This window comes from Mycetohabitans rhizoxinica HKI 454 (genome assembly GCF_000198775.1).
Taxonomy (GTDB): domain Bacteria; phylum Pseudomonadota; class Gammaproteobacteria; order Burkholderiales; family Burkholderiaceae; genus Mycetohabitans; species Mycetohabitans rhizoxinica.
Genome location: NC_014722.1, coordinates 1,802,470 through 1,822,337 on the forward strand (window position 1 = coordinate 1,802,470; position 19,868 = coordinate 1,822,337).

The window sequence follows — 19,868 nt, forward strand, 5'->3', positions numbered from 1 at the left end:
GTGCCGTGCATGGTCAACAACGCCGGTTCAAGCGCCAGCGCATGTGCAATGCCGATGCGTTGGCGCTGGCTCTCGTCCCATCCAATGGCAAAAGCTTCGCCATCGACTGCGCGCCAGGACAATGCCGGCGACGGTGCTGCTTCGCGCGCTACGTCATCTCGGACACAGATGACGACATCAACGCAGCAAGTAACAACGTCAGCCTGCTGCTGGCCGTTCACGCCCGGCGGAAGGCCGGAGCCTACCTCCGCGTCATTCCGACTCAGTTTTGATCCGTGACAAAGGCGAGATAATGATGCTTTGCGTCGTCACAATCGAACGCTCGGAGAAAACGCATGGCTAAGGTATTTCCGCTGCGCCCGCTGCATCCGGAGCGGATCTGCTGGGGCTGTGACCACTACTGCCCGGCCAGCGACATGCGCTGCGGCAACGGGCAGAGCCGCACCCAGCATCCGGCCGAATTGCTCGGGGACGACTGGTACGAACACGGTGACTGGGGATTTGAGGTCAGCCCGGGCGACAGATGTGTCAGGCCCAACAGTGCCACCGTCCGCTAAGCTGCCCTCCGCTAGGCAGGGTCGCCCGCCTCAACAGCGATGTGAACCACCCCGAGGCTGGGTTGGCGCTTAACGCTGCGCGACAGATGCCAGTTTAGCAATTCACACGTATGGTAGTCGAGCACCAGCGCCAACGTCGCCCAGCCATCGCGGCCAATCTCTTGAAAGCACCCAACTTATTTGGGATTCTTATTAGGCGATTGGATAAACTCATTCGCTATTGACACTAAGATTATAAATTTATTCCGTGAGAAAGCCCGCATTCGCGAGCTTTCTCATTACGATTGACTCTAAAAACCCACTCTGAAATAAGAGTCCTCGCCTCGTACTTCATGGAAATAATTCATTTTCCCCTGGCACCGCCCATATTCATTTTGGGCATAGAACCAGCCGGCCCGCCCATCGGAGCCATAAGGTGGTGAAAAGAGTATTTCAGCCCGGGGAATGCTTGCGCAGGAGCTTAATTGTGCATAGTACTCAATGAATCCGCCCTGGCTGGGAGACAGTGAACCCCATGTCGCCGGTACTTTGTAGGCGCCGAGCGCGACTTGCTGATACGTTACAGAGTCGGTAATGCTGCCTCGCCATACGCGTGAGTCAGCTGGGTCCTGGGTAATGGTGAGAAGATACTTTCGCCCGTGAACTAACTCGTGCTCGGCCGAACAACTGACACCTTTTCCGCCATCTGCGCCGCTGCTGCAATGAGTGGTATCGACTACTTCCGTTCCGCTGCCGAACACCGAGAAAGCCGCAAGCGACTTTCCACCCGGTCGCGGGCGAACACCCATGTAACCCACGCCGCCGCCTGAAAAACCGTACTGCTGAGCAAAATAGTAGCCAGCGGCATCTGGAGCACGGACCACGGTGATGGGGAAGGTGATTTGGGTGATCGGCGGGGTGGTAGGAATGCGGTAAGAGAGCGATGCCATCCCACCCGGTGTCACAGGCGGGGGAAACATAGCGAATTGCCATTGTCTCATGGAGGTGTAATCACTGGGCCCGCCTTGCGCATCGCACGCACCAATCTGTATCTCTACATTGCTGCCGGCATAGACACGGGCACAATTATGGCTTGGCTGCACACCTTCCTTGTAAAGATTTTTTGCGAGTCGAAAGGTACCGCCTTCCAATCTCCACTGCTTTGTCGATAATGGAGCAGAGGCATTACCGTCACAACTCCCCACAATCAGGTCTGTCGACTCTGGGAGGGCTTGTAGGCAGCTGCCAGCCCCCATATCGTTACGATACTTATTCTGGATTAGATAAGTGCCGCCTTCCTGCTCCACGAGCCGCCATTGCCTCATGGAGGTGTAATCACTTGGCCCTCCCTGAGCCTTGCAGGCACCAATCCGTACGGATGTACTGCCCCCGAAGGTGCGCATGCAACTAGCCTGATTTGCCTCCTGCTTGTACTTGCTTTCTATCAGCCCATAGGCGGATCCCTTCGTCTCAAAGGCCGATACACATGTTACGCAACCTAAAGCGCCAGCAAATGTCATTGTAACGATGGTTATCCGATGCATGATATCTATCCTTTTAAATTTTAAATTTTAGAAATTGCCCTTCATTTTTGATAATTTTAATTAAAAAATTAAAATAATTTCCATCCAGAGTGGATCAAGAAATAGCCCGCTTGTTTAAACAATCGCTTGAGGCCTTCAAGCGGAGTGTCTGGTTATCACGCTGCCAGCAGGCTCGTGAATATGTATGGCCCTGCATAATCCTGCACAATTCTTTGGAACTACGATTCTTCTTCATTTTTACACTCACACTGTAAATTCTATATATCGCAAATTGAACTCTGTTGCGTCCGCTCTCACGAGACGGACACCTCATCGTTTGATTACATACTCACTGCGATAACCAGCAAGAACGGCTACTACAATGCATCCGTTCACTGTTAGAGCACCTATTGTGTGATCCACTCACACCCTGTCCAAGCATGATGCTTAGCTACCGTGCGCCGCTTCATTGAATAAGGTTGTTTTGACTATAGACGCCCGGTACGGCAAACGCAAGCTTGTCATCTTTAATTGAAACGACAAATTTTAAAAGAGCAGTACCTGTTCCCTCTACATCGGATCTCATTCGCACGTTTGATGATCGCATGAACACAGTGTTTATTTACACCTCTCACGCAAAATCATACTGACTTACCTTGGATGAAACTGGTTTCATTTGCAACAAATCACGGCGGGGGCAGCACCGCCTTACAGCTGCCCGACGTTCAAGTGTGTCGCCATTTGCAGCTTCGCTCCGCCTAAGACCATTTGTGTAGAATGAGCTTATGCACAACCAATTCGCCGTTGAACGACTTGTTCTTCGTGTTATCGGTTAGTTTGCCGGCGTGAAAAAATCSATACTTGACGCCGTTCTCATACGCCCACTTGCCGAGCACTTTGGAGATGAATTCATTGCCATTGTCTGCCTTGACAAGCCCAAGCCCCTATACTTCTACCCTCTGTTCTTCAGTGTATCGGCTCTTCTTCACGTCATGACCTTCTGCTTGTCAAGGTTGCATCATGCCAGATTTTTCTACTTTTAAATGGCCCAGTTTTTTCGGTCAGCCTCATACGCGCTCACTTGTACTGGCATAATGCCCCCTCAGCAGGAGCGCCCTGGTTGCCATGGCAGGCATCATGACATCGCTTCGTCCTCTCCGTCCTCGTGCCTGTCGTCACTACGCGCCCCACCCCGGATTTTGGCGAGGCAAGCCTTGAACAACACGAACGACGAACCTCTGCGCGTCCTGCGGTTTTGGCGCGACCTGAAATCTTCATATTCCAACCGCTCCGACGGCAAAGAGAATACGGCACACATCAAAGTCAGCACGCTGCGGCGCCGTGGCCCTCAGGCTACGCTTCCCTGGCATCGCAAGGAATTCGCGCCCACCAAACAGTACGCGTTCCTGCACGCCGTCTACGTAGGTGTTGCTGATGTGGAAGACCTAGCCCGCCTCATGTTGCGCGGCATCGTGCCAGCTGACGATCTCAGCGAACGTGAAGTGCAACGCATGAGCGGCCAGGGGTGGCTGGCCGCTTTCGTCGCCAACGAGCGCGGCGTACCGCTGCCCTACAGCTACCTGGCCGCGAGCTTCGCGCACGGTGTCGATGCGTTTCGCGAGACCGGTACGCTGGATAACATCAACGCACGGTTACAGCGCGCGCAAGAAGAGTTCGCGCAACGCTGCCATCGTCTTGCACCGACGAACGGGCGCAACGAAAGCACAGCGTCCTTATCAGGCACACCGTTGCGATGGGAAGACTTGGAGACCGAACGTGACGTGGTCTGTGCGCTGCTCGGCGAGGATGCGAAACAAGCCGCGCTGGACTGGCGCGTCGTCGTACGCACCAGCCGGATCAAGCGTAGCAAGCTCAAAGACAATCAGGAAGCGACTACCGAGTTCCTCAACTCATTCTATCTGGACGATCTCGACCGGCTGATCGATCAAGCCGAAAAGCAGCAACCGTTCGGCGCCGCGCTCACGCGCTATCTGGGCGCAGCCATCAAGCCCGAAGAACGGATGGACGTCCTCACCGAGCACGCTACGATGGCGCAACTGGTCAGCGCCGCGCGCCTGCCATCCGCACGTTGGCCAACACCTTCCAAGTACCCACTGGTGCTCGCGCAACAGGCCGCCGTCGCGCAGGTGTTGCACACCCTGAGCCCGGACAGTGGCATCCTCGGCGTGAACGGTCCGCCCGGCACCGGCAAGACCACCCTGCTGTGCGACGTGATCGCCGACATCGTCACGGCACGCGCCCGGCGGATCGCCGCACTCGACAAACCCGCGACCTTGTTCGACAAGCCGGTGCAGATGGCCGGCATGAAGTTTTCGCCACTCAAGCGCGCCGTGATCGACGGCACGTCCATCGTCGTCACGAGCAACAACAACAACGCCGTCACAAACATCACGCAGGCATTACCGGCCCGCGCCAAGATCGGCCGCGAATTCGAACCGGCCGCCTACTTCGACGAGGTGATCCGCGAAATCTTCTGCGCGCAGAAAGTTTTCGACGACGAAGGACAGCCCATTGAAGGTTGGGGTGTCATTGCCGCCGCGCTGGGCAATGCCAGCAATCGGCGATCGTTTGCCGCAGGCTTTTTCCGTGACGACCGCAAGGTCAAGCGGCCAACCTCCACTGCTGACACGGCAATCCATGCGCCGGACAACGGCGACGATGACGACGCAAAAGGAACAACGACGACGGACGCTGCGACCCCGCGTGACACTCTCTGCGACGATCGTCCGTCAACAATGAAGCAGATCTTGGAAGCGGCCGACCAAGATTACCCGTGCTATCAGGCCGAATGGGAAACCGCGAAACGCGCGTTTCTCGAGACGCACGCTGAGGTCGAAAAGCAGCGCGCCGTGCTAGTGGCTGCCGAGCAGGCCGCGCGGGAGCTGGATCGCAGCCGCGTGCAATGGGAAACGCTTGAAGCATCCCTGCAAAGCGCGACGGATACGCTTGCCGCGAGTGAACAGGCCCTAGCCGCGTTGCGCGAGCAACAGACCGACCTGCGCGCCCTCATGCACAGTCATCAGGCGGTCCTCGCGCAATGCAAGGCAACCTATCTCCCTTCGCTCTGGGACCGCCTAATGCGATGGCTCGGCCGCGAAACGCCCCGCATGATCGCGCGACGCCACGCGCTCGAAGCCCCCACGCGAGCGATGAGCGAAACTAGCACGGCACTCAGTGCGCTCAGCCGCGACATCGCGCAGCGCGAAGCCGCCGTTCAACGCGAGCGTGAACGGCATCAAGCGATATCGCGTGAACTTGCCGCTCTAATGCTGCAGCGTCAAGTCCACCAGCAGGCCTTGGACGCGGGCTATGCGATCGGTGCCAAGCACTTTCCGGATGATGCGTTCTGGTCCTTGCCTTCCGAGACGCGTCATCGCGCCAGCATCGCAGTCAGTCCCGCCCTCGATCATCTGCGCGCACGGCTATTCCTGCACGCCATCGAACTGCATCGCGCGACGATCCTCGCCAACGCCGGCAAGTTCATCGGCAACCTGCGCGTGGTGCACGGCATGCTGACCAACACGTTGCAGGACAAGCTGCTCGCCGATCAACGGCCACTGTTGTGGGATGTCCTGTTTTTCGTGGTGCCTGTGGTGTCCACGACCCTCGCCTCGTTCGATCGCCTGTTCGTCGGCATGGGCCAGGACAGTCTCGGATGGCTGCTGATCGACGAAGCGGGCCAAGCCACCCCGCAATCAGTCGCTGGTGCGATTTGGCGCAGCCGCCGTGCGGTTATCGTCGGCGATCCGCTACAAGTCGAACCGGTCTTCACCGTGCCGTTGCGCGTCACGCAAGCGTTACGTTGCCGCCATCAGGTCGATCCAGCCTGGTCGCCCGCCGACGAGTCGGCGCAAACACTCGCCGACCGCATCACGCCGTTCGGCTCCTGGGTGAGCAAGTCGGCCCAATACACCGGCAGCGAGACGCGCACCTGGACCGGCATGCCGTTGCGTACGCATCGGCGCTGTGACGATCCAATGTTCTCAGTCGCCAACCGTATCGCCTACGCCAACCAGATGGTGCAGGGGCGCGTCGATGAGGCAGGACAACCACTGCCCACGCCCTTTTCTTGTACCCTCGGCGACAGCGCCTGGTTCGACGTGGCCTCCACGCGCGTGCACCATCCAGTGTCGGACGACGAGCTGGACGTGCTGCGCCAGTGCCTGACCATGTTGCGGCGTGAGCCGGCGCATGGTGAGGACAACAAACCGGCCCGCGTCTACGTCATCTCACCCTTGCGTAAAGTGGCCAACGCCTGCGGCGATCTCGTGCGACGCGGCAAATTCGAGGGCATCGAGGTCGGCACCGTCCACACGTTTCAGGGCAAGGAAGCCGACGTCGTCTTCCTCGTATTAGGCACGGCACCCGGCCAGCAAGGCGCGAAAGCCCGCAATTGGGTAACCGGCAGGCCGAACCTGCTCAACGTCGCCATCACTCGTGCCAAGTGCCGCCTGTACGTGATCGGTGACGCGCAACAGTGGGGGGGTCTGGACTATGCCAGCGAGCTATACGCCGCGCTGGCCGTCGTGCGCCTGCCGTCCAACACGCAACCATGCGGGTCGGCGGAAGATACGCCTTTGCTCTTTGACGCATAGCGCGCGTAGACGCCGCCGCATCGCGTCGGTTGTGTTGCCATCCGAATCTACGCTAGCCTACGTGTAACACGCACGTGGTTTGTGTAGCAGTCGGAACAGGCGACAGATAAAGAAAACCCCGGTTCTCCGTGAAGAACCGGGGTTTCCACCGCCTATACCGAAGTACTGGCGGAGACGGAGGGATTCGAACCCTCGATCCAGGTTTTGGCCCAGATGCTCCCTTAGCAGGGGAGTGCCTTCGACCTCTCGGCCACGTCTCCCGAAACTTCGCTCGCGTAGGGAGACCACGCGACGAAGGCAAGATCATAACGGCTCTATGCGATCACGTCAATTCATAAGACGCTACAACGAGCGCGCCACGGTCGGCGGCCGCCGATGCGACAGCCGCCGCGCGATCACGCCTGGTCGAGTTCAAACGCTTTATGAAGCGCGCGCACGGCAAGCTCCATGTACTTTTCGTCGATCAACACCGAGATCTTGATTTCGGATGTCGAGATCATCTGGATGTTGATGCCCTCCTCCGACAACGTGCGGAACATTTTGCTGGCGACGCCCACGTGCGAACGCATGCCAACGCCGACGACCGATACCTTCGACACCTTTGGATCGCCCAGCACCGTCTGCGCGTTCACCTGTCCGTCGGCCTGATGGGTCAGGATGTCCATCGCGCGCTGGTAGTCGCCACGGCCAACGGTGAACGTGAAGTCGGTCTTGCCGTCCACGCTGGTGTTCTGGATGATCATGTCGACGTCGATGTTGGCGTCGGCGACCGGCCCGAGGATCTGGTAGGCAATGCCTGGCTTGTCAGGCACGCCCATGACCGCGATACGCGCTTCGTCGCGCTGGAAGGCGATGCCGGAGATAACGGCTTGTTCCATTTTCTCGTCTTCTTCAAAGGTAATCAGGGTGCCCGAACGCATTTCGTCGTCCAGCGGCATCAACGGATCAGTCAGGCTCGACAGCACGCGCGTCTTTACCCGGTACTTGCCGGCGAATTCGACCGAACGGATCTGCAGCACTTTGGAGCCGAGGCTGGCCATCTCCAGCATCTCCTCGAACGTGACCCGATCAAGCCGGCGTGCCTCTTCGACAACGCGCGGGTCGGTCGTGTACACGCCGTCTACGTCAGTGTAGATCAAGCATTCGTCGGCGCGCATCGCAGCCGCGATCGCGACTGCCGACGTATCGGAGCCCCCCCGGCCCAACGTGGTGATGTGGCCGTCAGGATCCACGCCCTGAAAACCCGTGATGACGACGACCTTGCCGGCATCTAGGTCGGCCAGCACGCGTTTATCGTCGATCTCATTGATGCGAGCCTTCGTGAACGCGCTGTCCGTCTTGATCGCGACCTGCCAGCCTGCATAGCTGACCGCGTTGACGCCTTCTTCCTGTAGCGCGATCGACAACAGGCCAACGCTAACCTGCTCGCCCGTCGATGCGATCATGTCGAGTTCGCGCGCACTGGGCTGCGTCGATAGTTCCTTCGCAAGCGCGAGCAACCGGTTGGTTTCACCAGACATCGCGGACGGCACGACGACCAACCGGTGACCCGCCTTGTGCCACTTCGCGACGCGCCTCGCGACATTCCTGATGCGCTCAACCGAGCCCATCGAGGTGCCGCCGTATTTATGTACGATGAGTGCCATTGCCGTTATGAACTAGAGGGGAAACCACGCCGGCGCGCACGCGGGGTCGTTCGACAAAAGGGCACAAACGAGAAGCGGCGCCGTCAGCGCATGCGCGCCTGCCCGATCAATGAAAATCGGGTAAAGTCAGACGAGCAAACCGGTAACCCTACCGTATGCCGGTGTACTTGACAAGCGAAAATGCGTGCCGCGCCGCGATGCGCCTGCAGCCAAAGGTCACGCAAGCAATATGTCCGGGTGCCATTCGATCCGCACCCGGCCGCCGCCCGCAACGTTGGGATCGACGCCCAGCCCGGGTACCCACAGCAACGCATCGCCGACAAACAACAGCGGGACATCGCGTCGCCAGGCCGGCACCGCCGCCTCTTGGAAAAGGTTCTTTAACGTGCGCAGCGGACCGCCGGCGCGCAAGCGCATGCGCTCGCCGCCGCGTCGACCGCGTACCGTGAGCGGCGCGCCTTCGAGAACGCTGCGCTGTACCCCCTGCTCATCGTTGGCACCACACGGCATGAAAACAATCGATCCCCGCCACGCCGGCAGCCGCCAAACCGACTGGCCCGACCATCGCAACTCGGTACTCGGCGGCATCGCATCATGACTGGCCGCCCCGTCATCCTGGCGTTCCCACCAAACCCGGTTGCGATACAGGCGCAGGCAATGTTCGTCGTGCTCGATCCGCAGCGCCGCATCGTCCCCGGCCTCACGCAATTGACGCAGTATTTCCTCGACGCGCGCCGCGGATACCGTCGCCAGCCCCGCCTCGCGCATCCAGAACCGCAGCAGATTGACCGCGCGCTCATGACTGAGCTCAACCAGCGCACACCGCGATAACATTGGACCCACGGGCACCGGTGCATCGGATCGCTTCATAGCGGCGGCACGCCGGCTGGCAAACGTGCATGCACGCAGATCGATCATGGCCAAATCCTCGAGCAGACGCTGCGCGGCGGCGGCATGCCGGGCCGTTCGCGCTAGCGCGTCGCGATACCCGGGAAAATGGACAGCCAGCGTCGGCATCACATGCCGCCGCACCGCATTGCGCGCATACCGAAGGTCTGCATTGGATTCATCCTCAATCCAGCGCAATGTATGCTGACGCGCATACGCGTCGAGAGAAGCCCGCAGTACCGGCAATAAAGGCCGCACGTGGATGAGCCCGTTCGGTAGCACACGATGTAACGGCATCGCGGCGAGCCCGGGCAGCCCCGCGCCACGCAGCAATTGCAACAGTACGGTCTCGGCTTGGTCGTCCGCGTGATGGCCAAGCCACAGCACGCGCACGCGATGGGCCGCGCACATTTGCTCGAGCGCTGCATAGCGGGCGTCACGCGCAAGGGCTTCGACGCTGTGCTGCGGCGTGCGCGTGATTGCGACAGCGCGGCAATCAAAAGCGACATCAAGCCGGCACGCCACGTCAGCGCAATGGCTGCGCCAGGCATCGGCATGAGGACTGAGCCCGTGATGAACGTGCAACGCGACACACCGGCGTGCGCCCAGCACGCGGGTGGCCGCGTGCAGCAGCACCGTGGAATCGATGCCCCCGCTGAAAGCGATCGCAACGGACGCATCGCGATGCAGCGCCGTGGCCTGAGCTGCCACCGCCCCGAGAATCAGACGCTCGACCGATGATTCGTCCGCACTCGTCATCTGCTTACCCGTCTAGACACCACCCGGCGCATGCCGCATCGCGCCATTAGTTGCCGAACGGGCCGGCCTTGTATTTGCCGTAGTTCATCAGCCGTTCGAAGCGGCGGGCACACAGATCGTTTGAACTCATGCCCTGGAACTGTCGCAGCGAGTCGGCCAACGCACGGCGCAGCATCGCGGCCATGCCTTTCGGATCCCGGTGTGCACCGCCCAGCGGCTCGTTGACGATCTTGTCGATTAGGCCGAGCGCCTTAAGCCGGTGCGCGGTCAAGCCCAGCGCCTCCGCTGCCTCGGGCGCCTTTGCCGCACTCTTCCATAGGATCGACGCACACCCTTCCGGCGAAATCACCGAATAGGTCGAGAACTGCAACATCAACACGCTGTCGGCCACGGCAATGGCTAACGCGCCGCCGGAGCCGCCCTCGCCAATGATCGTCGCGATCGTTGGCACTTTCAACTCGGCCATCACATAGAGATTGCGACCGATGGCCTCGGACTGACCACGCTCCTCGGCACCCACGCCCGGATATGCACCCGGCGTGTCGATGAACGTGAAAATCGGCAAGTTAAATTTCTCGGCCACCCGCATCAGCCGCTCAGCCTTGCGATAGCCTTCCGGGCGCGACATGCCGAAGTTGCGCAACGCGCGCTCCTTCGTGTCGCGTCCCTTCTGCTGACCGATTACCATGCACGGATGACCATTGAAGCGCGCCAGCCCACCAATGATCGACAGGTCATCGGCAAAGGATCGGTCACCGTGCAATTCGTGGAAATCCGTGAACAACTCGTTCACATAGTCGAGCGTATAGGGACGCTGAGGATGCCGCGCGATCTGCGACACCTGCCAAGGTGACAGGTGCGCATACAGGTCCTTCGTCAATTGCTGGCTTTTCTTGGACAGCCGCTCGATCTCTTCCGAAATATCGACGGCCGAATCGTCTTGCACGAAGCGCAATTCTTCGATTTTTGCTTCGAGCTCAGCGATCGGCTGCTCGAAATCCAGAAAGGTGGTCTTCATTTGTTCGAATCCTTGAACTATCCGGCAGCGCGTATTCTAACCGCGTGTCGCCCTACCGGAACCGGCTCTGAACTATCACATTGGCGTTTTGATAGTTTTCGATGCAATGCCAACAGCGGACATTGCGCCACCACGCCCGACCTGCGCCCGATGCGCGGGTTAAGCCTGCGCGCTCAGCGGCTCCAGACTGCGCCACATGTACCATGTCGCGACAGTCCGCCACGGCTCCCAATTCGCCGCGACCTCCCTGGCTTCGCTGCGCGTGACCGGCTCGCCGCTGAAATAATTGACACTAATGGCACGGATCAGTCCGAGATCATCCAGCGGCAGCACGTTCGGGCGCATCAGGTTAAAAATCAGGAACATCTCGGCGGTCCAGCGGCCAATCCCGCGTATCTGCGTAAGCTCGTCAATGACCGCCTCGTCATCCATCGACGCCCATGATGCGACATGCAGCGCACCGGACGTAAAATGCTGCGCAAGGTCCAGGATGTACTCCGACTTGCGCTTGGACAATCCGCACTCGATCAATCGCGGCTGCCCAAGCTTCACAATGCGCGCCGGCGCAATCGACGGGCATGCGGCCGCGAGCCGCGCCCATATCGCCTGCGCAGCGCTGACCGAGATCTGCTGGCCAACAATGGAGCGGGCAAGCGTCATAAACGGATCGCCGCGCACCATCAAGTGAACGGGCCCGAACTGTGGAATCAACTTTTTCAGGATACGATCGCGACGGACCAGGTCCGCGCACGCACGGTCCCAATATTCGGGACGCGACGCGGTGGGCACCTGCTCCTGTGATGTGGCCGGGACCGACGCCTCGGACGCTGGGGCAACCGCCTTGCGCGCCGGGCTAACATCCGACACTGGCAAACGCGCGTTGCGTACCGGCTCGGTCCCCGACGCCGACGCACGCGCGTTGTGCACCGGTTCGGCCTCCGGCACCGACGCACGCGCATTGCGCGCCGGCTCCGCGTTCGAGGCTGCACGAGGCGCGCGTCGTGGCGCAGCGTCTTCGTCAAGCCCATTGGCGCGCGCCACACGCGTACGGGTAGCGCCGCGCTTTGCCGCCGCCGCGCTCGCCGCATCCGGCGGCGCCTTCGCCTCCGTGCTGCGCGCCGCCTTCTTGGCCGTTGCCATCTCGCCTCCTGGCTGCGGACTCATGCCGACGCCGCTGCGCTTCACACGCGTCGCCATTCGGTCTTTCCGCCCGGTTTGTCTTCGAGCACGACACCGGCCTCGAGCAATGCCGCCCGGATCCGATCTGCTTCGGCATAGTTCTTCGCGCGCTTGGCCTGCGCGCGGGCTTCGATTTGTTCATCGATCTGCGCGGCATCGAGCGGCGCCAGCTCATCCGTAGCGGGCGCGCGCGCCTGTAGATACTCGCGCGGATCGCGCCCGAGCATGCCCAGTACACCGGCCAGCCCCTTGAGCTGGCGTGCCAGCGCGGGATCGCCCGTACGGTTCAAGTCCGTGACCAAGTCGAACAACGCCGCGAACGCAACCGGTGTGTTGAAATCGTCGTTCATCGCGGCGCGGAATGCCGCCGCATGACGCTCGCTCCAGTCCAGCGCGCGATCATCCGGTGCAACATTCTTGAGCGCCGTATAGAGCCGGGTGAGCGCCGCGCGCGCGTCGTCCAGGTGCGAGTCACTATAATTCAGCGGTGAGCGATAATGCGCGCGCAGGATCAGCATTCGGATCACTTCGCCGTCATAGCGCTGCAATACGTCGCGCAGCGTGAAAAAGTTGCCAAGCGATTTCGACATCTTTTCGTTGTCGACGTTGACGAACCCGTTGTGCAACCAGTAGTTAACGAAAGGCTGGCCAGTCACGCCCTCGCTCTGCGCGATCTCATTCTCGTGGTGAGGGAATTGTAGGTCCTGCCCGCCGCCGTGGATGTCAAACCGCTCGCCGAGCAACGCGCAACTCATCGCTGAGCACTCGATGTGCCAGCCCGGTCGTCCGCGCCCCCATTTCGAATCCCAGCCGGTGTCAGGCGGCTCGCCGTCCTTTGAGCGCTTCCACAACACGAAATCGAGCGGATCCTCCTTGGCGTCGTTCTGCGTGACGCGCTCGCCCGCGCGCAGGTCCTCAAGTGACTTGCCGGACAACTGGCCATATGCGGCAAACTTGCGCACTGAATAATTGACGTCGCCATCACGGCCCGAGTACGCATAGCCGTTACGCTCGAGCGCGTCAATCATGCCCAGCATCTGCGAAATGAATTGCGTGGCGCGCGGCTCATGGTCCGGGCGTTGGATGTTCAGCGCCGCCTCGTCCTCGTGCATCGCCGCGATGAAGCGTTCGGTCAGCGCGCGGATCGGCTCGCCGTTATCCACCGCGCGACGAATGATCTTGTCGTCGATGTCGGTAATGTTGCGCACATACGTGACACGATAGCCGAGCGTGCGCAGCCATCGCTGGATCATGTCGAACACGACCATCAGTCGACCGTGACCGACATGGCAATAGTCGTAGACGGTCATCCCGCACACGTACATGCGTACTTCGCCGTCGTGCAGGGGAACGAAGGTCTCTTTGTTGCGACTGAGCGTGTTGTATAGACGGAGTTGATCCATAGAAAAACGTTGCGTGCGCCGAGCGCTGTCAAACGCAGCCGGCCGCGACACTCACGCGATACGCCACCGCTTCGCGCGAGAGCGCTGCACGGCCGCACGGCCGCCGACGTGATCCGTTCGGGGAATCGACTGGGTCGGATGCGACCACGAATGCCACGAATGGCGCGAAGACCGTTGACTGTTCTCGGGAACAGCCGGACGTTTTGTTAGAATGGGCTGAAGTATAACACCGTGAAAAGAGCCTATGAACACGACTCGCAGTCGCATCGCGCTTGCGGCAATGAGCTTCTTGGTCGCCGGCGCAGCGCACGCGCAGATTTCGCCCCCCGTCGCCGACGGCACGCCCGAAATCGACGCCGCGATCGTGCAGCACGACTGGGCCGGGGCGCTCACGCGGCTCGACGAGCGCGTGCGCTCGCACCCGCGCGATGCGCAGGCGCGCTTCAAGCGCGCTAATGTGCTCGCGCAGTTGGGCCGCGACGACGACGCGATGGCCGCGTACACGGCGCTCACGCAGACCTATCCGGAACTGCCCGAACCGTACAATAACCTGGCCGCGCTGTATGTGAAGCGCGGCAAACTGGATGAAGCCCGCGTGGTGCTCGAGACGGCGCTGCGCGCCAGTCCGGGCTATGCGCTCGCGCAAGCAAACCTGGGCGACATTTACCTGCGGCTGGCGGCGGAATCGTTCAAGCGCGCCAGCGCACTCGATCCACATGACACGTATTCAGCACGGCGCAGCCGGCAGATTGTGCAACTGGTGAGCCCGCCGACGCGCACCGAGGCACGGCCTAGCGCCGCCGATGCCCCGCATGACGACAGCGATGCGCCAGCTGGCCGCGCGGTGGCTGCGCCAACCACGCCGCCACCGCAGGACGCGACACCGAACTTCCCGACGATCGTCCCGGGCACCAGCGCGGCACCTGCGCTCGCGCCCTATATGGCGCCGCAGACGGCACAACCTTGATCCGTCCGCCCCGGCCCGCGCCGTCGCGGGTGTATTGCGCTGCACGCGGCGCACGAGGCGTTTTTTCAACCGATGCCCCCAACACAGGAACCGAAACATGAAACTGCTGCTATCCGCGCTGCTTGGCACGGCGCTCATCGCGTCAGCGCCGGTGCATGCACAATCCCATGCCGGAACTCGCCAGGCGGGCGCAAGCCATCCGAACGTGCTGTTCAAGACGTCGATGGGCGAGATTCGCGTCGAACTGTATCCGGAAAAAGCACCACGCACAGTCGATAACTTCATCCAGTATGTGGCATCGGGCCAATACAACAACACGATCTTTCATCGCGTCATTCGCGGCTTCATGATTCAGGGCGGCGGCTTCACGCCGGAGATGGAGCAAAAGCCCACGCGAGCGCCGATCCCGCTGGAAAGCCGCAACGGGTTAAAGAACGCGACCGGTTCGATCGCGATGGCACGCACCAACGACCCGAACTCGGCGAGCGCCCAGTTCTTTATCAATACGGTCGATAATCCAAATCTCGATTACCCGAATCCTGATGGCCATGGCTACGCGGTATTCGGCAAAGTCATCTCCGGCTTGGATGTCGTCAAGAAGATCGAGGCGACGCCCACCGCCACACACGGCAGCTTTTCGGACGTGCCGCAAAAGCCCATCGTGATCCAATCGGCCACGGTGGTGTCCAAGTAAGAACACGTTGCAGCGCAACCGGATTCAACCCTCATTCAACCAACACGCACAAGGAGCGAACATGGTCGAACTACACACGAATCACGGCGTCATCAAGCTGGAGTTGAACGCCGAAAAAGCGCCCAAGACGGTCGATAATTTCTTGAGCTATGTGAAGAAGGGGCACTATGACAACACGGTGTTCCACCGCGTGATCAACGGCTTCATGATCCAGGGAGGCGGGTTCGAACCCGGCATGAAGCAAAAGCAGACCGATGCGCCGATCGACAACGAGGCGAACAACGGACTGAAGAACGAGGTCGGCACGATTGCGATGGCACGCACCAACGATCCGCATTCGGCAAGCGCCCAGTTCTTCATCAACGTCAACGACAACGACTTCTTGAATCACAGCGCACCGACGCCGCAAGGCTGGGGCTACACCGTGTTCGGCAAGGTGGTCGAAGGCATGGACGTGGTCGACACAATCAAGGCGGTGCGCACTGGCGCGCGTGGCTTTCACCAGGACGTGCCGCTAGAGGACGTCGTGATTGAGAAGGCCGTCATCGTCTGAGTCCGGGACGCGCGCGTTGAATCCCGCTGATAACGGCGCCGCGTCGCGCGCGCTGCTGCTGATCTCCGACCTGCATCTGAGCGAGGCGCTGCCGCGTACCGTCGATGCGTTCGAGCATTTCATCCGCATCACCGCGCGCGACGCCGATTCGGTATTCATTCTCGGCGACTTGTTCGAGTATTGGATCGGCGACGAGATGCTCGCGTCGTCGTTTGCACGACATATCGCCGAGTTGATGCATACGCTATCCGAACGCGGCATCGCGCTGTACGTGATGCATGGCAACCGCGATTTCCTGCTCGGCCGCCGCTTCATGGCGGCTGCGGGCGCAATGCCGCTGCCTGATCCATTCGTCATCACCGCCTTTGGCGAGCGTATCGTCCTCACGCATGGCGACGCGCTGTGCACGGCCGATGTCGGCTACCAACGATTTCGCCGCGTCGCGCGCACTGCACTCGCGCAAAGCCTATTTCTCGCACTGCCGTTGCGCTGGCGTGAAAGGGTCGGCGAGCGCATGCGACGCAAGAGCCTCGCCCGACCGGCGCAACCGTCGCCGCGATATGACGCGACACCTGACGCGCTCGCCCGCCTGTTCGCCGCGACCCATACCCGCACGATGATCCATGGCCACACGCATTTGCCCGCTTGCCATCACCAGCATGGCACCGCGCGCTGGGTGCTGCCAGACTGGGAGCTAGACCACGGTGCACCGCGTGGCGGTTACCTGAGGATCGACGCAGATGGCATCCGCGCACTGCCGCTCGATGTCTGCGGCGGCCCGACGCCGGCTACTTGTTTTGAATGACCTCGCCGAGCTTACGCAGGTCCGCGATGCTGGCCTGGCACCCATCGAGTTGTTCTAGACGCGCACCCAGGCGCTCGAGCGCTGCCACCAACTCGTCGATCCGACCCGACTGCTGCGCGGCATGATCGATCAGTCCGTGAATCGCTAGCGACATTGGGTCGTCGGCGTTCGGCATCAAGCCATACGCAACAAAGGGTTGTTGCAACGGCATGCCTTCATGCTTGCCGCCCACCCCGTTGACGGGCGTGGCGCCGGGCGATGGCACGTTGGGCACAATCACGCGCACCGGATTGCCGACCACCGTCGCTCCGGCGGGCACCGGCTTCACCACCACCGCATTGGACCCAATCTTCGCGCCCTCGCCGACCGTGAAACCACCGAGCACTTGCGCGTTCGCGCCGACGATCACGCCGGCTTGCAGCGTCGGGTGCCGCTTGGCGCCGCGCGACAACGACGTGCCCCCCAACGTGACGCCTTGATAAATCGTGCAATCGTCCCCCACTTCGGCCGTTTCGCCAATCACGACACCCATCCCGTGATCGATAAAAACCCGTCGGCCGATGGTCGCGCCCGGATGAATCTCGATACCGGTAAAAAACCGCCCCAGGTGCGACACGAAGCGCCCGAGCCAACGCCACCCCGCCCGCCAGCAACGGTGCGCGAGCCAGTGGAACATCAGTGCGTGCAACCCGGGGTAACAGGTCAGTACCTCCCACGTGCCGCGCGCAGCAGGATCCTTCTGGCGGATAGTGGCGATGTCTTCGCGAAGTTTGTCGAACATAGCGAGTCACAGAGCCTAGGCGGGTCATTGTATTGAGAGTGCGCGCCGGCAGCGCGCCAGATCCAACACGCGGCCACTACCGATCGTCGCCACGCAAGCCCTGCGACTTCAGCAAAATATGCTTGGCGATACCTCGCACGATATTGACTTCCTCGCGCTCCAGGCCAGCCCGCGCAAACAACCGGCGCAGCCGTGGCATCAGCTTCTTCGGACTGGCGGGATCAAGGAAATCCAGCGCGATCAGCGCATTCTCCAGATGCACGAACATGCGCTCGATTTCGTCATGCGGCGCCAGCGGTGAGGCCACGCCGGCGGGTGGCGTCTGCGGCGCGGTGTCCAATAGCGCCAGCCGCAATTCGTAAGCGAGCACTTGGACCGCTTGCGCGAGATTCAGCGAACTATAGGCGGGATTGGCCGGGATATGCGCTAACACGTTGCAGCGCTCGACGTCGGCATTGGACAGTCCCGTGCGCTCGTTGCCGAACACCAGTGCAATGTCGCCGGCCGCCGCTAAACCGCGGGCGCGCAACGCGAGCGCGCGGGGCGCTAGCGTCGGCGGCCCCCACTCGCGCTCGCGCGCAGTCAGCGCCACGGACCAGTGAACGCCGGCCAACGCATCGGCCAGCGTGGGCACGACATGCGCGGCCGCCAACACGTCGTCCGCGCCGCTGGCCATCGCCTGCGCGTCGGGGTGGGTGCGTACCGCCTCGAGCCGCGGGGCGACCAGCACAAGCCGGGAAAAACCCATTGTCTTCAACGCGCGGGCCGCCGCGCCGACATTGCCGGGATGGCTTGGCTCGACGAGCACGAAGCGCACCGACGTAAAGCCGCCCACCCAAGACGTCGAGTCATCGCACAGGGGCGAAGGCGCCTCAGCCGGGCGCGAGCCTACTGGAGGCGGGCTTACTGGAGACAGGCCTACCGGAGACGAGCCTACTGGAGACAAGTCTACCGGGGACGAGTCTGCCGAAGACAAGCCTGTCGGGAACGAGCCTGTCGGGGACAAACCGAGTGGAGTGACACTGTGATTCACGATTCAGATTCGATGACCAAGGACTTCAATGGTATCGCGAGTGCGGCGGCGCGGAACATGCGCCAACGCGCAGTGGCGCTTGCTGATAAAATAACGAATTCATCATGCCGCCGCACGACCGACGTGCTGGCGCGCGTCGTTCTTGCTCAATTCGTCAGCTCTGGCCGCGCGGGATCGCGCCGCGGCAGTTGCCTCGTGCCCAAGGAAAAAGCCCATGCATCCGATGCTCAACACCGCTGTCAAGGCCGCGCGCCGCGCCGGACAGATCATCAACCGCGCGTCGCTGGACGTCGACCTGCTGCAAGTGACCCAGAAGCAGCACAACGATTTCGTCACCGAGGTCGACAAGGCAGCCGAGGCAGCGATCATTGAGATATTGCACACCGCGTACCCCGACCATGGGTTTCTCGCGGAGGAGTCGGGGGCTAGCGCCAGCGAATCCGAATATCTGTGGATCATCGATCCGCTGGACGGCACAACGAACTTCATCCATGGCTTCCCGCAATACTGTGTGTCGATCGCGCTTGCCCATCGCGGCGTCGTCACGCAGGCGGTGGTCTACGACCCGGCACGCAATGATTTATTCACCGCATCACGTGGCCGTGGTGCGTTCCTCAACGACCGGCGCATCCGCGTGTCACGGCGCGACCGCCTGGCCGACGGGTTGATCGGCACCGGTTTTCCATTCCGCGATCAGAGCGGTCTAGACGAGTACCTAAAGCTATTCAGCGAAATGACACGTGCGTGCGCCGGCCTGCGTCGGCCGGGCGCGGCCGCGCTAGATCTTGCGTATGTAGCCGCCGGCCGCTATGACGGCTTCTTCGAGCAAGGCATTCAACCGTGGGACGTCGCGGCCGGCAGCCTGCTCGTCACCGAAGCGGGGGGGTTGATCGGCAACTACACCGGGGATTCAAACTTCCTGTACCAACATGAAATTGTCGCCGGCAATCCGAAGCAGTATGCGCAGATGGTACAGATCTTGAAGCCGTACAGCCGGGTGGGAACGGCGGCCTGAACCGTATAAAGGGAACAGTCGCGGGTGCGCGTACACCCGCGACTTCCGGCGTTCTGCCCTCGGCGCGTTGCGCTGGATCGAAAAAGTACCCGTTCGCGACCTGGCCAACCGCTTCGGATATCGACTGCGCGAAGAGCATCCATGCTACATCCTTTGATGCTTCCGTATCTCGACATCGCGCCGCACGCGCCGCAGCCCCTAAACCATGACGATTCGCCGACACTCGCTTGCCGACGCAGCGCAGTCCACTAGCCCTCCACCCTGCGTCGCTCAATCCTCAACCCAGACGCCGGGTCGCATCACAGCTAATCGCGCGCCCATGCCCAATCCGGCACTTCGCGATATCGGCTCGATACCACCCTCTTCGTCCCGCGTGGCAAACACCGCCGGCTGCCCTAAGCCAAGCATGCTGGATGATGCAACAAAAAAACTGGCGAGCGAGCTGTCGCCAT

At 61.2% G+C, this 19,868-nt stretch carries 16 protein-coding genes, 1 tRNA gene and 1 pseudogene; 8 read left to right on the forward strand and 10 right to left on the reverse strand.

Annotation, left to right across the window (positions count from 1 at the left end):
- Positions 1-5: 5 nt before the first annotated feature.
- Positions 6-272 carry a hypothetical protein gene (locus RBRH_RS18900; RefSeq protein ID WP_157864397.1) on the forward strand — a complete coding sequence of 89 codons (267 nt, stop codon included), beginning with the start codon at positions 6-8 and terminating at the stop codon, positions 270-272.
- A gap of 63 nt (positions 273-335) precedes the next feature.
- A complete protein-coding gene (locus RBRH_RS07960) occupies positions 336-557 on the forward strand; it encodes a DUF3079 domain-containing protein (protein ID WP_013435646.1) in 222 nt (73 codons plus the stop codon).
- A gap of 290 nt (positions 558-847) precedes the next feature.
- On the opposite strand, the gene RBRH_RS18905 is transcribed toward RBRH_RS07960, so the two are convergent.
- Both RBRH_RS18905 and RBRH_RS18910 read right to left on the reverse strand, forming a co-directional pair.
- The gene (locus RBRH_RS18905) at positions 848-2,080 is read right to left on the reverse strand and encodes an RICIN domain-containing protein (protein WP_013435648.1); all 1,233 of its coding nucleotides are present in this window, start codon (positions 2,078-2,080) and stop codon (positions 848-850) included.
- A gap of 779 nt (positions 2,081-2,859) precedes the next feature.
- Positions 2,860-2,991 (reverse strand): annotated as a pseudogene (locus RBRH_RS18910) (IS3 family transposase); the annotation flags it as partial.
- 282 nt (positions 2,992-3,273) lie between these two features.
- Between RBRH_RS18910 and RBRH_RS07965 the strand changes: the two are divergent.
- A complete protein-coding gene (locus tag RBRH_RS07965) occupies positions 3,274-6,675 on the forward strand; it encodes a DEAD/DEAH box helicase (RefSeq protein WP_041753664.1) in 3,402 nt (1,133 codons plus the stop codon).
- A gap of 166 nt (positions 6,676-6,841) precedes the next feature.
- Here the strand turns inward: RBRH_RS07965 and RBRH_RS07970 are convergent.
- The 6 genes from RBRH_RS07970 to cysS form a co-directional block, all read right to left on the reverse strand.
- Positions 6,842-6,935, reverse strand: a tRNA-Ser gene (locus RBRH_RS07970).
- 135 nt (positions 6,936-7,070) lie between these two features.
- The gene (locus RBRH_RS07975) at positions 7,071-8,321 is read right to left on the reverse strand and encodes an aspartate kinase (protein ID WP_013435652.1); all 1,251 of its coding nucleotides are present in this window, start codon (positions 8,319-8,321) and stop codon (positions 7,071-7,073) included.
- Positions 8,322-8,537: 216 nt separating this feature from the next.
- A complete protein-coding gene (tilS, locus tag RBRH_RS07980) occupies positions 8,538-9,968 on the reverse strand; it encodes a tRNA lysidine(34) synthetase TilS (RefSeq protein WP_013435653.1) in 1,431 nt (476 codons plus the stop codon).
- 46 nt (positions 9,969-10,014) lie between these two features.
- Entirely contained in the window at positions 10,015-10,986 is a 972-nt protein-coding gene (locus tag RBRH_RS07985) for an acetyl-CoA carboxylase carboxyltransferase subunit alpha (protein WP_013435654.1), read from the reverse strand.
- A gap of 159 nt (positions 10,987-11,145) precedes the next feature.
- Positions 11,146-12,126 carry a DNA-3-methyladenine glycosylase family protein gene (locus tag RBRH_RS07990; RefSeq protein ID WP_041754334.1) on the reverse strand — a complete coding sequence of 327 codons (981 nt, stop codon included), beginning with the start codon at positions 12,124-12,126 and terminating at the stop codon, positions 11,146-11,148.
- A gap of 41 nt (positions 12,127-12,167) precedes the next feature.
- On the reverse strand, positions 12,168-13,568 hold the full coding sequence (cysS, locus tag RBRH_RS07995; RefSeq protein ID WP_041753665.1) for a cysteine--tRNA ligase: 1,401 nt from the start codon (positions 13,566-13,568) through the stop codon (positions 12,168-12,170).
- A 244-nt stretch (positions 13,569-13,812) separates the two neighbouring features.
- Here cysS and RBRH_RS08000 point away from each other — a divergent pair, with 244 nt between their 5' ends.
- From RBRH_RS08000 to RBRH_RS08015, 4 genes are all read left to right on the forward strand, one after another.
- Positions 13,813-14,535 (forward strand): tetratricopeptide repeat protein, encoded by a 723-nt coding sequence (locus tag RBRH_RS08000; protein WP_013435658.1) that lies wholly within the window; start codon positions 13,813-13,815, stop codon positions 14,533-14,535.
- Positions 14,536-14,632: 97 nt separating this feature from the next.
- Positions 14,633-15,229 (forward strand): peptidylprolyl isomerase, encoded by a 597-nt coding sequence (locus RBRH_RS08005; RefSeq protein WP_041753666.1) that lies wholly within the window; start codon positions 14,633-14,635, stop codon positions 15,227-15,229.
- A gap of 61 nt (positions 15,230-15,290) precedes the next feature.
- Entirely contained in the window at positions 15,291-15,782 is a 492-nt protein-coding gene (locus tag RBRH_RS08010) for a peptidylprolyl isomerase (RefSeq protein WP_041753667.1), read from the forward strand.
- Between the two features lie 16 nt (positions 15,783-15,798).
- Complete coding sequence (locus tag RBRH_RS08015; protein WP_232509281.1) at positions 15,799-16,587, forward strand: UDP-2,3-diacylglucosamine diphosphatase; 789 nt, start codon at positions 15,799-15,801, stop codon at positions 16,585-16,587.
- On the opposite strand, the gene cysE is transcribed toward RBRH_RS08015, so the two are convergent.
- Both cysE and RBRH_RS08025 read right to left on the reverse strand, forming a co-directional pair.
- Complete coding sequence (cysE, locus tag RBRH_RS08020; RefSeq protein WP_013435662.1) at positions 16,571-17,368, reverse strand: serine O-acetyltransferase; 798 nt, start codon at positions 17,366-17,368, stop codon at positions 16,571-16,573. The genes RBRH_RS08015 and cysE overlap by 17 nt on opposite strands.
- Positions 17,369-17,444: 76 nt before the next feature.
- Positions 17,445-18,284, reverse strand: coding sequence for an RNA methyltransferase (locus RBRH_RS08025; RefSeq protein ID WP_370645082.1), 840 nt, complete (start codon positions 18,282-18,284; stop codon positions 17,445-17,447).
- Positions 18,285-18,615: 331 nt separating this feature from the next.
- Here RBRH_RS08025 and RBRH_RS08030 point away from each other — a divergent pair, with 331 nt between their 5' ends.
- Entirely contained in the window at positions 18,616-19,416 is an 801-nt protein-coding gene (locus RBRH_RS08030) for an inositol monophosphatase family protein (protein ID WP_041753668.1), read from the forward strand.
- The last annotated feature ends 452 nt before the right edge of the window (positions 19,417-19,868 follow it).